The sequence below is a fragment of the Pseudomonas sp. genome, assembly GCF_040514055.1.
GTDB lineage: Bacteria > Pseudomonadota > Gammaproteobacteria > Pseudomonadales > Pseudomonadaceae > Aquipseudomonas.
On record NZ_JBEVDL010000064.1, the window covers coordinates 192,341 to 204,622 of the forward strand.

Here is a 12,282-nt window from a genome sequence, read left to right on the forward strand (position 1 = left end):
ATCCTGAATGAGTACCCCCGAGCACGACCGCCGCATCGACTATATCGAGTTTGGCGCCACCCAACTGGAACCGATCAAAAGCTTTTATGCCAAGGCCTTCGGCTGGACCTTTACCGACTACGGCCCGCACTACAGCAGCTTCAGCGATGGCCGCCTGGAAGGCGGCTTCACCACCGACTCGCCGGTCGGCCAGGGCGCCCTGATTGTGCTCTATGCCAGCGATCTGGAGGCCTGCCTTGAGCGGGTACGCGCGGCGGGCGGGCAGATACTGCAGGCCATTTTCAGTTTTCCGGGCGGCCGGCGTTTTGAGTTCGCCGACCCTAGTGGCAACCGACTGGCTGTCTGGTCGCAGTAGGGACTGCGCCGTGCAGCCTTTCCACCAGCCCGCCGTGCAAACCGTGTTCGCCGCCTACCCAAGCGAGATTCGCGCGCGCCTGCTGAACCTGCGCCAGTTGATCTTCGAAACCGCAGCGGCAACGCCGGGTGTGGGGCCCCTGGAGGAATGCCTGAAGTGGGGCGAGCCGGCCTATCTGACGACCCAGTCCCACAGCGGCAGTACCTTGCGCCTGGGCTGGAAGCCGTCGCAACCCGCGCACTACGCCCTGCACTTCAATTGCCGCACCGACCTGGTCGAGACCATCGGCCTGGCCTTTCCCGGGGTATTCCACTGCATCGGCAGCCGCAGCCTGGTGTTCGACCAGGACGCCGTGCCACCACTCGGCGCCCTGCAGCGGTGTGTGGGCATGGCGTTGACCTACCACCTGCGCAACAAGGCTCAGCCAAAGAACCAGTAACACACCGCAATCGAGGCCAGTATGCCCACCAGGTCGGCGAACAGGGCGCAGCCCACCGCGTGGCGCGCGCGCTGGATGCCCACCGAGCCGAAATACACCGCCAGCACATAGAAGGTGGTTTCGGTACTGCCCTGCATGGTCGCCGCCACCAACGCGGGAAAACTGTCGACGCCCTGAGTCTGCATGGTCTCGATCAACATGGCCCGCGCCGCGCTGCCGGAGAAGGGCTTGACCAGGCCGGTGGGCAAGGCCTCGACGAAGCGCGTGTCCCAGCCCAGCCCCTCGACGCACCAGCGGATCCCGTCCAGCAACACGTCCAGCGCCCCCGAGGCCCGGAGTACGCCCACCGCGCAGAGCATCGCGACCAGGTAGGGCAGGAGGTTCTTCGCCACCTCGAAACCTTCCTTGGCCCCCTCGACAAAACTTTCGTATACCGGCACCCGTCGCAGCGCGCCGAGCAGCAGAAAACTCAGGATCAAGCCGAACAGGGTCAGGTTACCGAGCAAGGACGACAACGCGGTCAGCGCCGTGGCGGAGAGGCCGGCGAGTATCGCCATAAACCCACCCAACAACAGCGCGGCACCGCCAAACCAGGCCAGCATCACCGGGTCGGCGATCTTCAGGCGCTGCATAAAGGCCACGGCCAGCAGCGCGCTCATGGTCGACACGCTGTTGGCCAGCAAAATGGGCAGAAACACCAGAGCCGGATCGGTGGCACCGGCCTGGGCGCGGTACATAAAGATCGACACGGGCAACAGCACAAAAGACGAGGCGTTCATCACCATAAACAGGATTTGCGCGTTGCTGGCGTCGGTCTTGCTCGGGTTGAGCTCCTGCAGGGCCTTCATGGCCTTCAGGCCAATGGGCGTGGCGGCGTTATCCAGCCCCAGGCCATTGGCGGTGAAACTCAGGGTCACCAGACCCAGCGCCGGATGTCCGCGCGGCACACCCGGCATCAGCCGGGCGAACAGCGGGCCCAGCAGGCGCGCCAGGATATCCACCAATCCGGCTTTTTCGGCGATCCGCAGAAAGCCCAGCCACAAGGTCAGGGTGCCAAACAACAGCACCATCACCTCGACCGAGAGCTTGGCCATGGCAAACAGGCTCTCGACCATGGCGGCAAATACAGCCGCGTCGCCGCCGATCAACCAGCGGCTCAGTGCGGCCACCGCGGCCACCACGAAAAAACCCAGCCAAAGGCCGTTGAGCATGATCCATCCCCCGAGAAGCTGCGGTGGGGATGATAGCGGCGGGGGGCGGATCGGTCATCCACGCTGCACGGCGTAGCGACCTGGATTTAACCCAAGACGCGCAAATGACGCCAGGAGCCAGCGGGGTGTGGGGGAGATGCGGCAGACGCCCCGCTAACCGCGGGGCTGCCCGTCAATACCAGTGGGGATCGGCCTTGAGCTGCTCTTTAAGCAGGGCCTGCATCCCTTCGTCCGGCTCACCGAACCAGCGGTAAGTCGCGTGGCGACTCGGCGACTTGTCGGCCGGCAGGCCTTTAGGCGTCTGCACCCAGAGGGCGTAGGCCTGTTGTTTATCCCAGCTGAACGCCACAAAAAGGCGCTGGTGGAAACACTGGGCGGGGTCGCAGAGCTGACCCACCAGGTACTTGTCACCGTCACCGATCAACGCCTTCATCGGCTCGGCCTGGCCGCTGAGGTTCATCACCCACTCGGGGAGACGTTCTTCCTCGTGCAAGGTTTCCTGCCAGGTCTCGCGGTATTGGGCATCCGTGCTAAGCAGTTCATTCAGGCGAAACTGCCCATCCGTATCGGCGGCGTGGGCCGCCAGGGTAACGCTGGCGCCCAGGAACAGGGCGCTGGCGTACCGGAACAGAGGTTTCATAAAAGCGCCTAGCCCCGACCACGACGGCCAAAGATCAGCGATGCCACGAACATCACCAGGAATACGACGAAAAGGATTTTCGCGATACCGGTAGCGGTGCCCGCAATACCACCAAAGCCCAGTACAGCGGCGACGATGGCGATAATCAGAAAGGTAATGGCCCAACTCAACATGATGACTCTCCTGCAGGGGGAATAGGCGCAACCCGGTAGTTCCAGAGCTGCCCACATGGCGTAAAACGCCGTTGCCTCATTCATCCATGAATAACCCGGGGCCTCCGTGCCCCGGAAAAACGTGCTGGCGGGTTACTTCATGGCCAGCTTGAGGTTGCGCATGCGGTCGTGGCAGGCACGGACCTTGGGCATTTCTACTGCCAGTAAGGCGCGGACATCCGGCTCGGCGTCCTTCATGGCATCTTCGAAGGCATGCAGAATGCGGTCTTCGGTGTCCTCGAGCTGGGCGACGTAGGTGGCGCCTTCATCGCTGGACAGGGTGGCCTTGGTATCGGCGTAGACCTGACGCAGCTTGCCCATCATGGTGCCGCCCTGAGCGGGTTGTTCGTGGTTGGCCGCGACTTTCACCGCCAACGCCTGAATCACCTGGGTCTTGGCCAGGGACATGTCGCGGAACAGCGTCTTGAGTTGCACGTCCTTGACTTCGTCATGGGCGTGTTCGTAGAAACGCTGACCATCACGGGTGATTTCGATCAGTTCGTTCAGTTGCGAAGTTTGACTGCTCATAATGATTTCTCTCATGTCAGGGTTGTCTGGGCTGGCGGGTTGCCGGGTAGTCGGCAACCCCACCGGTGTTCGCGGATCCACTGATCCGGCGTCGGGTTTAGCTGCCCAGCACCTTCACGGCGCTGGCATTCACACTGCGTACACCGCGGATGGTTTTGGCCATCTCCACGGCGAGATCTTTCTCGGCGGAAGTGGCAACCGCACCGCCCAGCTGAACTTGGCCAGCCTTGGTCTCTACCGAGATATCCAGACCGTCCAGGTGGCGGCTGTAGAGGTAGGTGGATTTCACCTTGCTGGTGATCCAGGCATCGGAAATGGCGTCACCGGCCTCGTCCGCGGTGGTCTGCACCTTGGCTGCGGTGCTCGGGGTACCACTGACCTTGAGGTTGTTGACCACCTTGCGCACGCCATCGGTGTTGTCGGCCAGCCGGCCGGCCAGGTCCTTGGCGGCGGAGGATTGCGCCTCACCGGTCAGGGTGACCACGCCGTTTTTACTGTCGACATCGATATCCAGGCCTTCGGTGCTGCTATTCCACAACAACTTCGACTTGACCGTAGCGGTCAGCGTGGCATCGTCGAAACGCTGGGACATGCTCGGCTCGGTACGTGCCTTAGGCTCATACTTGCCATCAATGACCAGTTTGTTATCGACTTTCTTAATGCCCTCGATACCCAATGCGACTTGCTCGGCCAACTCACGGTCGACTTCGCTTTCGACGGTACCGGTGAGAATGGCGACGCCGTTCTCCACATCAACATCGATGCTGAACGGGCTCAGGTGCCGATTCAGGGCGTAAGCCGTCCACAACGAGCCTTCCTGGCGGGCTTCGCGGAGCTCTACAGAGACATCACCGTCGGCAGCGTGGGCGATCATCGGGGTCATCCCGATCAATGTGGCGGCCGCGGTAGCCAGGGCAATTTTCTTCAGCTGATGCATGGAGTCTCTCCTTGTTGATATTCGGCGGGAGGCCGCTCGGGCCTTCCATACGAGTTATATGGCAAGCCCTGTGCCAGCTTTTTTTCAAATATAAATTTGTTATTTATCAATAACTTAATAAATAAGCCTGCAACCGAGCCTCATGCAGCTTGCAGGATGGGCGAGAATGGACCGTGCAACTTGCACGAGCTTTGCGTGACTAACACTCAAGCTTCGTAAAACTGATTGAGAGTGAACATGGAACAGCCCACCCCGAAAAATGGCCGCATCCTCTTGGTCGACGATGAATCGGCGATCCTGCGCACCTTCCGTTACTGCCTGGAGGACGAGGGCTATAACGTGGCGACGGCCACCAGCGCCGCGCAAGCCGAGACCCTGCTGCAGCGTCAGGTCTTCGACCTGTGCCTGCTGGACCTGCGCCTGGGCGAGGACAATGGGCTGGATGTGCTGGCGCAAATGCGTCTGCAGGCACCCTGGATGCGCGTGGTGATCGTCACCGCCCACTCCGCCATCGATACCGCGGTGGATGCCATGCAAGCCGGTGCGGCCGACTACCTGGTCAAACCGTGCAGCCCTGATCAACTGCGCATGGCGGCCGCCAAACAGCTGGAAATCCGCCAGCTGGCCGCGCGCCTGGAAGTGCTCGAAGGCCAAGTGCGCAAGCCGGGCGACGATCTGGACTCCCACAGCCCGGTCATGATGGCGGTGCTGGAAACCGCGCGACAGGTGGCCGGAACCGATGCCAACATCCTTATCCTCGGGGAGTCCGGCACCGGCAAGGGTGAGCTGGCACGGGCCATTCACGGCTGGAGCCAGCGCGCCAAAAAAGGCTCGGTGACCATCAACTGCCCGTCGTTGACCGCCGAACTGATGGAAAGCGAGCTGTTCGGCCACAGCCGTGGAGCGTTCACCGGCGCCAGTGAGAGCACCCTGGGGCGGGTCAGCCAGGCCGATGGTGGCACCCTGTTCCTCGACGAGATCGGCGATTTCCCCCTGAGCCTGCAGCCCAAGTTGCTGCGGTTTATCCAGGACAAGGAATACGAGCGGGTGGGTGACCCGGTGACCCGCCGCGCCGATGTGCGCATCCTCGCCGCCACCAACCTGAACCTGGACGAGATGGTCCGCGAGGGGCGTTTTCGCGAAGACCTGCTGTATCGCCTGAACGTCATTACGCTCAAGTTGCCGCCGCTGCGTGAGCGCACCGATGACGTGATGGTGCTGGCCGAACGTTTTCTCGCGCGTTTCGTCAAGGACTACGCACGCCCTGCCCGCGGCTTCAGCGAGGAAGCACGCAATGCCCTGCTGGACTACCGCTGGCCGGGCAATATCCGCGAGCTGCGTAACGTCATCGAACGCGCCAGCATCATTTGCACCCAGGAACAGGTCGAGGTCAGCCACCTCGGCCTGGGCGCACAACCGGCCAGCAACACCCCGCGTGTCGGCGCCGACCTCAGCCTGGAAGCCCTGGAGAAGGCCCATATCGGTGCGGTGCTGGCCACCAGCGACACCCTCGACCAAGCCGCCCGCACCCTGGGCATCGACGCCTCGACGCTGTACCGCAAACGTAAACAGTACAACCTATGAAGCTGGCGATGACCCTGCGTACCCGGCTGTTCCTCAGCTTTTCCGCCCTGATCACCGTGGCCTTGCTCGGCCTGCTGCTCGGGGTGATCAGCGTGATGCACATGGCCCAGGCCCAGGAGAGCCTGATCCAGCATAACTTCACCACCATCGACCTGAGCCAGAAGCTGCGCCAGGGCCTGGGCGATCAGTTGGTCATCTTGCTCAGCGAAAACCCGGACCTGGGCAAGCTGCAAGCCTCCCAGGCGCAGTTCAAGGCGGTACTCCGGGAGGGCATGAGCGGCCGCAGCGCGCGCGCGCGCGCGGGGTTTCTGCGCATCGACAAGGCCTACCAGCGATTCCAGCAGGTGGTGGCGCAACCGGCCAGCATGCGCTGGACCCTGCTCGACGGGAATGACTTCAGCGAGGCCTTCAACGAGGTGCGCAAGCACATGCTCGACCTGCAACAGCAGGCGATCGACAGCGTCAGCCAAGCGGAAGCCCAGGCCCGTGAGCGCGCCAAACTGATCGCTGGCCTGCTCGGCCTGCTGGGCATCGCCGTACTGGCGATTGGCGTGCTGACGGCCCAGAGCATCGCCCGGCGCTTCGGCGCGCCCATCGAAGTGCTGGCCAAAGCCGCCGACCGCATCGGCCAGGGTAACTTCGAAGTGACCTTGCCGGAGTCACCGGTGGCCGAAATGGCCCTGCTCAGCCGGCGCTTTGGCCTGATGGCCGAAGCCCTGCGCCATCACAAGGCGACCGATATCGAGGAGCTGCGCGCCAGCCAGCGGCGCTTGCAGGCGGTCCTCGACAGCATTGACGACGGCCTGGTGATCATCGACGCCCAGGGCCGGATCGAACATGCCAATCCGGTCGCCACCCGGCAATTGTTCTGGCAGCACGATCCCCATGGCCAAAGCTTGGGCGAAGTGCTGGCGCGGCCCGAGCTGGACGAGGCGACCCAACGGGTGCTCAGGGGTGAGCTGCTGGAGCAGGCACCCGAGGACCTGCCGGTGGAAACCGCCGGTGAAAATCGCTTGCTGGCCTGGTCGCTGACGCCGGTCTGCCATATCGACGGTCGCAGCGTCGGCGCGGTCATGGTGCTGCGCGACGTAACCGAACAACGCGCCTTCGAACGGGTGCGCAGCGAATTCGTGCTGCGTGCCTCCCATGAACTGCGCACCCCCGTGACCGGCATGCACATGGCGTTCAGCCTCTTGCAAGAGCGCCTGAGCTTCGCCGAAGGCTCGCGCGAGGCCGACCTGATTCAGACCGTCAACGAGGAAATGCTGCGCCTGGTGCGGTTGATCACCGACCTGCTGAATTTCTCCCGCTACCAGAATGGCCTGCAGAAGCTCGAGCTGGCTCCCTGCGACCTCGACGAACTGATTGGCCAGACCCAACAACGCTTCCTGGCCCAGGCCAGCGAGCGAGGCATCCATTTGCAGGCCGAAGTGCAGCAGCCGCTGCCGCACATCAACCTCGACCGCCTGCAGATCGAGCGGGTACTGGACAACCTGCTGGCCAACGCCCTTCGCCACAGCAGCGCCGGCGGTCAGATCCACTTGCAGGCGCGCCGGCATGGCGAGCGGGTGATCATCAGCGTGCAGGACAACGGCGAAGGCATTGATTTCAGCCAACAGGCGCGAATCTTCGAGCCCTTTGTACAGATAGGTCGGAAAAAAGGCGGTGCCGGCCTGGGGCTGGCGTTGTGCAAAGAGATAGTGCAACTGCACGGCGGTCGTATCAGCGTCTATTCCAGACCGGGTCAGGGCTCGCAGTTCTATATGGCGTTGCCGCTCTGAGGCCCCGTTCGCCCAGAGGCGTGGACGGCCTGCCGAGCCGCCCATGGCACCGGCAAAAAAGCCTGGCAGCGCACTTTTCGGCCCGCCCTCAACCATGCGAAAATAATGGCCATGTGCCCGCCGTCGGCCCTGGCCCGACGCCTGTGTGGGCGTCGTCCCAACCCTTGACCAGGCTGTCCCCGCCCCCATGCCCCTGACCTCTTCCCTGCCCCGCCTGGACGCCTTCGCGCAGACGGTGGTTGGCCGTGTGCGCCATCACAACGAAGACAGCCTGCTCTGTTGCCCGGCCCTGGGCCTTTGGGCCATCGCCGACGGCATGGGTGGGCACCAGCGCGGGGAAGTCGCCAGCGCCCTTGCCGCCCAGACCCTGCAGGACTGCGTGCGGGCCGGTGGCAACCTGGTCGAGGCGATCCATGCGGCCAACCAGGCCATTCTCGCCGCGGCCGCTGAAACAGCGGGCAGCCAGGGCATGGGCAGCACCGTGGTCGCCGTGCACTTTACGGGCCACCAGTATCAACTGGCCTGGATCGGCGACAGCCGCGCCTACCTGTTGCGCCGCGGCCATATCCAGCCGTTGACCAAGGACCACAGCTGGGTGCAGACGCTGATCGACGCCGGCGAGCTGACGGAAACCCAAGCCCGTCACCACCCGAAGAAGAACCTGATCAACCAGTGCCTCGGTCAGGACAGCGTGCCGCTGGACGTTGGCCTGATCGAGGGCCGGTTGGCGCCGGGCGAACGCTTGCTGCTGTGCAGCGACGGCCTGAACCGCGAACTGACCGATGAACAGATCCAGCGCATCGCTGACCACAGCACCGACCTGCCGGCCTTGGTGCACAACCTGATCGAGCAGGCCAACGCCCTGGGCGGCCATGACAATATTTCCTGCAGCGTGCTGGCCCTGGATCTGCCCACCGGGCTTGGCGCCCGGACCCGGCGCTGGCTGAGCCGGCTGCTGGGCAGGCGCCCCGGCCGCGATACGCGAGGTCTACGCCATGAATGAGGCCTTGATCGAAATACCGGGTTACACGGTGCACCGCCGCCTGGGCCAGGGCGGCATGGCCGAAGTCTATCTGGCCACCCAGGATTCCCTGCAGCGCAAGGTCGCCATCAAGGTCCTGCTCAACACCCAGGACCAGACGTTTCTGCAACGTTTCGTCAACGAAGCCAAGCTCGTCGCCTCGCTGCACCACCCTAACATCATCACCATCCATGACATCGACCGCCTCGACGACAGCCGCTACTACATTGCCATGGAGTATGTGCCCGGCGGCGACCTCAGCCAGCACAAGGGCAGCCGCCTGGCGCCGGGGCGCGCCCTGGACATCACCCGGCAGATCGCCGCGGGGCTGGCGCTGGTGCATGAGCAGGGCCTGGTGCACCGCGACATCAAGCCGGCCAATATCCTCTTTCGCCTGGACGGCACCGTGGTCATCAGTGACTTCGGCATCGCCAAGGACCTGAGCATCGATCACGAGCTGACCCATTTCGGCATCGCCGTGGGCAGCCCCTCTTACAGCAGCCCGGAGCAGGCCCAATGCGAGGCGCTCGACCAGCGCAGCGACATCTACAGCCTGGGCGTGATCCTGCTGGAAATGCTCAGTGGCGAGAACAGTTACCGGGGTAGCCATTACACCCAGACCGTACTCAATCACCTGCAGATGCAGATTCCGGCGCTGCCCCAGGAGTTGAGCCGATTCCAGCCGCTGCTCGACCGCATGCTGGCCAAGCAGCCCGCCGACCGTTATGCCGACTGCCAGGCGCTGCTCGACGACCTCGATCGCCTGCTGGACGACGCACCCGACATCACCCAGCTGCGCCGTACGGCGGTAGCGGGCGCGGCGAAAACGCCAGCGCCCAGCCGCTGGACTGCGCCCAGGTCACTGCTGGCCGCCGTCGGCCTGGCCGTGCTGGTCGGGCTGCTGCTGGCGGCAGGCTGGGCCATTCGTCTGAAAATGCAGGTCGCCGGGCTGATCGACCAGGCCGAACAGCGCCTGGCGGAGAACAAACTGATCGAGCCGGAGCGGGACAACGCGGATTATTTCTACCACCAGGCGCTGTTGCTCGACAGCGACAACCGCGAGGCTGAACAGGGCCTGCAGCGGGTCTTCGAGGCGCGCCTGACACGCCTGCTGGGGCGGGCCGAGCAAGCCATAGTCGACGGCCACCTGACGACTCCGGCCTACGACAACGCGGTATTTTTCTTCAATCAGGCGCTGCAGCTGGATCCGGCCAACGAAGCCGCCTCCGCTGGCCTGCAACGGGTGGTCGAGATGCATGTGCAGCTGGCCGAGGACGCTCACGCGCGACATGCCTACGCTGAAGGGCTGGAGTATATCCAGCAGGGCCTCGAACTGGCGCCGGACAACCCGGCCCTGCAGGGCCTGCTGCAGACCAATGAACAGGGCCAGCGTGCGAGCAATGTGCCACCCTTCCGACGTTCGACCAATCCGTTGAAACGGATCTGGAACAAACTGATCAATTGATTCGCCACCGCCTGCAACCTGCCCCAGGGCTGCACGGCCACTGCCGCCCTTCTTGATGATGGGTCGCCGCGTACTCGGCGGGCGCCCCGATACAGGACTTCAAACATGTTGAAACTGCAATTCAAGGACCACCGCCAAGCGCCTATCTGGCTAGCGGACGAGCGCTTTACCCTCGGCCAATACGGCAAGAACGACCTGGTCCTGGAAGACAGCGGTATCAGCCCCTTCCATGCGGAAATCCGCCAGGAACAGGGGCTCTACTACCTGTTCGACTGCGGCAGCCAGGAGGGCAGCTTCGTCAACGGCGAGCGGGTCAGCGGCCGCTATCAGGTGCGGGCCAATGACTGTATTCGACTCGGCTCGGTGGAGTTTGACCTGATCAACCCGAGCAAGACACCGCAACGCAACGACGCCATGCCCCGCTGGTTTCTGCAGGTGATTCAGGGCGAACAGGAAGGCAAGAAATTTCCGGTAACCGCCTCGCTGACCTTCGGCCGCTCGGTGAAATGCGACCTGTGCTTCAGCGACCTGGAGCTATCGCGTCGTCATTGCGAGTTTTTTGTGGAAGGCGAAAGCCTCGAGGTCAAGGACCTCGGCTCGTCCAACGGGGTCTTCGTCAATCGGCAGAAAATTACCACCGCGGTGCTGCAGGCGGGCGATCAGCTGCAAATGGGCGCGGTGCGCTTGCTGGTGATAGGGCCGAAAGTGACACAGGCCCCGGAACAGGACGAAGACGCCACGCTGTTCGTGCCGATCGCTGCTGCAGCACGGCCCGTCAGAACCGAGGCTCCGACGGACGGGCCGCGCGCCGAGCGCAGCTCGCCGCCAGGTGTGTCGGTTGCCTCAGCGCCTGCAGAGGCTTCAGCGCCTGTCGCCGGTCGCGGGCGTGCGGGTCTGTTTATCGGCGTACTGGTGCTGGCTGTGGTGCTGGGCCTGGTGATCACCCAGTTGCTCTGACCTCGCCCACGGTCCGAGGCTGAGGCTGCGGCTGGGATCAGCGCAGGATCGGGTCGAACTTGAAGCGCCGCCCAACGGCCAGCGCGGCGACCAGCGCGCCCACACTGAGACCCAGGGTCAGTTTGACCAGGCCAAGCATAAGAGGGTCGAGCGGCGGCGTTAACAACAGCAGTGCGCCAGCCAGCAGGCTCAGCATCAGTAAAACCAGGGCAGTCTTGGACATAGGGTGTTCCTTGAATACGGCGGCGGGGACCAACGCTCCGGGCGGCCCGCCCGCACGGAGGGCAAGGGCTGTGCATCAATCGTTGCGCAGCTTCAGAAGACCCAGCGTTGCATCGGCGACTGCTCATCGGTAACCGACCCACGAACGTCGCTGATGGTCAGCCATTGGGGATCCGCGGCGGACTGCACCTGAAGGTCTTCACGCCCTTGCGCTGCCTCTGTCGCCACGGCCCGTTGCACCGACTGCGGAGCAGGGGCGGCGTCGAAGGGGCTGGAGGCAAAGGCGCCAGTGAGGATCACGGCAGTGGCACTCAAGAGGTTTACAAGGGTGTTCATTGGGGCGTCTCCATCGCTGAATCAGATCATGGAACTGAAATAGCAGGCGCCGTGCCAACTTAAATACCTAAATAAATCCTTACAAATCAATAATTTACCAGATAAGCCCTGATTGGCAGATTGCATCTTGCATGAGCGAGGTTTTTTACGGATTGCAATTTGCACGATAGCGCTTGGAAATCACCCAACGCAGGCCAGGGTTCAGGACAGCATCGACTGGATCTGGCTGTGCAGTCGCCGCAGCGTAAAGGGTTTAGCCAGGATGGGCGCCAGGGCGATGGTCGGGGTCCCGGACGCGAAAATGGCCTCGGGTTCACCGCTCATATAGATGATCTTCAAATCCGGACGCAGCTTGAGCGCGGGCTCGGCGATCATCACCCCGGTCACGCCGTCAGGCAGGCGAAAATCGGTGATCAACAGGTCCAGTTGCGGTTTGCTGGCCAGGATGGCGAAGGCCTCCTGCGCCGAACCCGCCTGCAGCACGCGGTAACCTTCACCGTCGAGGTACTCGACGAGGATCTGCAGAAAGATCGCTTCGTCCTCGACCACCAATATGATTTTTCCGGAAGCTTGGCTCATCACACAGGGCCTTCA

15 protein-coding genes are annotated in these 12,282 nt (G+C 63.2%); 7 read left to right on the top strand and 8 right to left on the bottom strand.

Annotated elements, in window-relative coordinates:
• Positions 1-7: 7 nt before the first annotated feature.
• On the top strand, positions 8-355 hold the full coding sequence (locus ABWY06_RS15595) for a VOC family protein (protein WP_353926470.1): 348 nt from the start codon (positions 8-10) through the stop codon (positions 353-355).
• 10 nt (positions 356-365) lie between these two features.
• Positions 366-794, top strand: a complete 429-nt coding sequence (locus ABWY06_RS15600; protein WP_353926471.1) for a DUF1801 domain-containing protein — start codon at positions 366-368, stop codon at positions 792-794.
• Here ABWY06_RS15600 and ABWY06_RS15605 read toward each other — a convergent pair.
• The 5 genes from ABWY06_RS15605 to ABWY06_RS15625 all read right to left on the bottom strand — a co-directional run bounded on the left by ABWY06_RS15605 (position 776) and on the right by ABWY06_RS15625 (position 4,322).
• Complete coding sequence (locus ABWY06_RS15605; protein WP_353926472.1) at positions 776-2,005, bottom strand: spore maturation protein; 1,230 nt, start codon at positions 2,003-2,005, stop codon at positions 776-778. The two genes, ABWY06_RS15600 and ABWY06_RS15605, sit on opposite strands and share 19 nt — an antisense overlap.
• A 172-nt stretch (positions 2,006-2,177) precedes the next feature.
• Entirely contained in the window at positions 2,178-2,645 is a 468-nt protein-coding gene (locus tag ABWY06_RS15610) for an inhibitor of vertebrate lysozyme family protein (protein ID WP_353926473.1), read from the bottom strand.
• Between the two features lie 8 nt (positions 2,646-2,653).
• Positions 2,654-2,818, bottom strand: coding sequence for a DUF1328 domain-containing protein (locus tag ABWY06_RS15615; RefSeq protein WP_353926474.1), 165 nt, complete (start codon positions 2,816-2,818; stop codon positions 2,654-2,656).
• Positions 2,819-2,950: 132 nt separating this feature from the next.
• Positions 2,951-3,385, bottom strand: coding sequence for a PA2169 family four-helix-bundle protein (locus ABWY06_RS15620; RefSeq protein WP_353926475.1), 435 nt, complete (start codon positions 3,383-3,385; stop codon positions 2,951-2,953).
• Between the two features lie 97 nt (positions 3,386-3,482).
• Complete coding sequence (locus tag ABWY06_RS15625) at positions 3,483-4,322, bottom strand: BON domain-containing protein (RefSeq protein WP_353926476.1); 840 nt, start codon at positions 4,320-4,322, stop codon at positions 3,483-3,485.
• Between the two features lie 237 nt (positions 4,323-4,559).
• Between ABWY06_RS15625 and algB the strand changes: the two genes are divergently transcribed.
• The 5 genes from algB (at position 4,560) to ABWY06_RS15650 (ending at position 11,130) form a co-directional block, all read left to right on the top strand.
• Positions 4,560-5,906 carry a sigma-54-dependent response regulator transcription factor AlgB gene (algB, locus tag ABWY06_RS15630; RefSeq protein WP_353926477.1) on the top strand — a complete coding sequence of 449 codons (1,347 nt, stop codon included), beginning with the start codon at positions 4,560-4,562 and terminating at the stop codon, positions 5,904-5,906.
• Positions 5,903-7,687 carry a KinB sensor domain-containing domain gene (locus ABWY06_RS15635; protein ID WP_353926478.1) on the top strand — a complete coding sequence of 595 codons (1,785 nt, stop codon included), beginning with the start codon at positions 5,903-5,905 and terminating at the stop codon, positions 7,685-7,687. The genes algB and ABWY06_RS15635 overlap by 4 nt, the downstream gene beginning before the upstream one ends.
• A gap of 187 nt (positions 7,688-7,874) precedes the next feature.
• Complete coding sequence (locus ABWY06_RS15640) at positions 7,875-8,690, top strand: PP2C family protein-serine/threonine phosphatase (RefSeq protein ID WP_353926479.1); 816 nt, start codon at positions 7,875-7,877, stop codon at positions 8,688-8,690.
• A complete protein-coding gene (locus ABWY06_RS15645) occupies positions 8,683-10,173 on the top strand; it encodes a serine/threonine-protein kinase (protein WP_353926480.1) in 1,491 nt (496 codons plus the stop codon). Before ABWY06_RS15640 ends, ABWY06_RS15645 begins: the two co-directional genes overlap by 8 nt.
• Positions 10,174-10,278: 105 nt before the next feature.
• On the top strand, positions 10,279-11,130 hold the full coding sequence (locus tag ABWY06_RS15650; RefSeq protein ID WP_353926481.1) for an FHA domain-containing protein: 852 nt from the start codon (positions 10,279-10,281) through the stop codon (positions 11,128-11,130).
• A gap of 37 nt (positions 11,131-11,167) precedes the next feature.
• Here ABWY06_RS15650 and ABWY06_RS15655 read toward each other — a convergent pair whose 3' ends face one another.
• The 3 genes from ABWY06_RS15655 to ABWY06_RS15665 all read right to left on the bottom strand — a co-directional run bounded on the left by ABWY06_RS15655 (position 11,168) and on the right by ABWY06_RS15665 (position 12,267).
• Complete coding sequence (locus ABWY06_RS15655) at positions 11,168-11,353, bottom strand: PA3371 family protein (RefSeq protein ID WP_353926482.1); 186 nt, start codon at positions 11,351-11,353, stop codon at positions 11,168-11,170.
• Positions 11,354-11,445: 92 nt separating this feature from the next.
• A complete protein-coding gene (locus tag ABWY06_RS15660; RefSeq protein ID WP_353926483.1) occupies positions 11,446-11,688 on the bottom strand; it encodes a hypothetical protein in 243 nt (80 codons plus the stop codon).
• Positions 11,689-11,889: 201 nt separating this feature from the next.
• On the bottom strand, positions 11,890-12,267 hold the full coding sequence (locus tag ABWY06_RS15665) for a response regulator (RefSeq protein ID WP_353926484.1): 378 nt from the start codon (positions 12,265-12,267) through the stop codon (positions 11,890-11,892).
• Positions 12,268-12,282: the final 15 nt, after the last annotated feature.

Coding starts and splice junctions, on each gene's coding strand:
- ABWY06_RS15595 (WP_353926470.1), top strand. CDS start 8: ATGAGTACCCCCGAGCACGACCGCCGCATCGACTATATCGAGTTTGGC.
- ABWY06_RS15605 (WP_353926472.1), bottom strand. CDS start 2,005: ATGCTCAACGGCCTTTGGCTGGGTTTTTTCGTGGTGGCCGCGGTGGCC.
- ABWY06_RS15610 (WP_353926473.1), bottom strand. CDS start 2,645: ATGAAACCTCTGTTCCGGTACGCCAGCGCCCTGTTCCTGGGCGCCAGC.
- ABWY06_RS15615 (WP_353926474.1), bottom strand. CDS start 2,818: ATGTTGAGTTGGGCCATTACCTTTCTGATTATCGCCATCGTCGCCGCT.
- ABWY06_RS15620 (WP_353926475.1), bottom strand. CDS start 3,385: ATGAGCAGTCAAACTTCGCAACTGAACGAACTGATCGAAATCACCCGT.
- ABWY06_RS15625 (WP_353926476.1), bottom strand. CDS start 4,322: ATGCATCAGCTGAAGAAAATTGCCCTGGCTACCGCGGCCGCCACATTG.
- algB (WP_353926477.1), top strand. CDS start 4,560: ATGGAACAGCCCACCCCGAAAAATGGCCGCATCCTCTTGGTCGACGAT.
- ABWY06_RS15635 (WP_353926478.1), top strand. CDS start 5,903: ATGAAGCTGGCGATGACCCTGCGTACCCGGCTGTTCCTCAGCTTTTCC.
- ABWY06_RS15640 (WP_353926479.1), top strand. CDS start 7,875: ATGCCCCTGACCTCTTCCCTGCCCCGCCTGGACGCCTTCGCGCAGACG.
- ABWY06_RS15645 (WP_353926480.1), top strand. CDS start 8,683: ATGAATGAGGCCTTGATCGAAATACCGGGTTACACGGTGCACCGCCGC.
- ABWY06_RS15650 (WP_353926481.1), top strand. CDS start 10,279: ATGTTGAAACTGCAATTCAAGGACCACCGCCAAGCGCCTATCTGGCTA.
- ABWY06_RS15655 (WP_353926482.1), bottom strand. CDS start 11,353: ATGTCCAAGACTGCCCTGGTTTTACTGATGCTGAGCCTGCTGGCTGGC.
- ABWY06_RS15660 (WP_353926483.1), bottom strand. CDS start 11,688: ATGAACACCCTTGTAAACCTCTTGAGTGCCACTGCCGTGATCCTCACT.
- ABWY06_RS15665 (WP_353926484.1), bottom strand. CDS start 12,267: ATGAGCCAAGCTTCCGGAAAAATCATATTGGTGGTCGAGGACGAAGCG.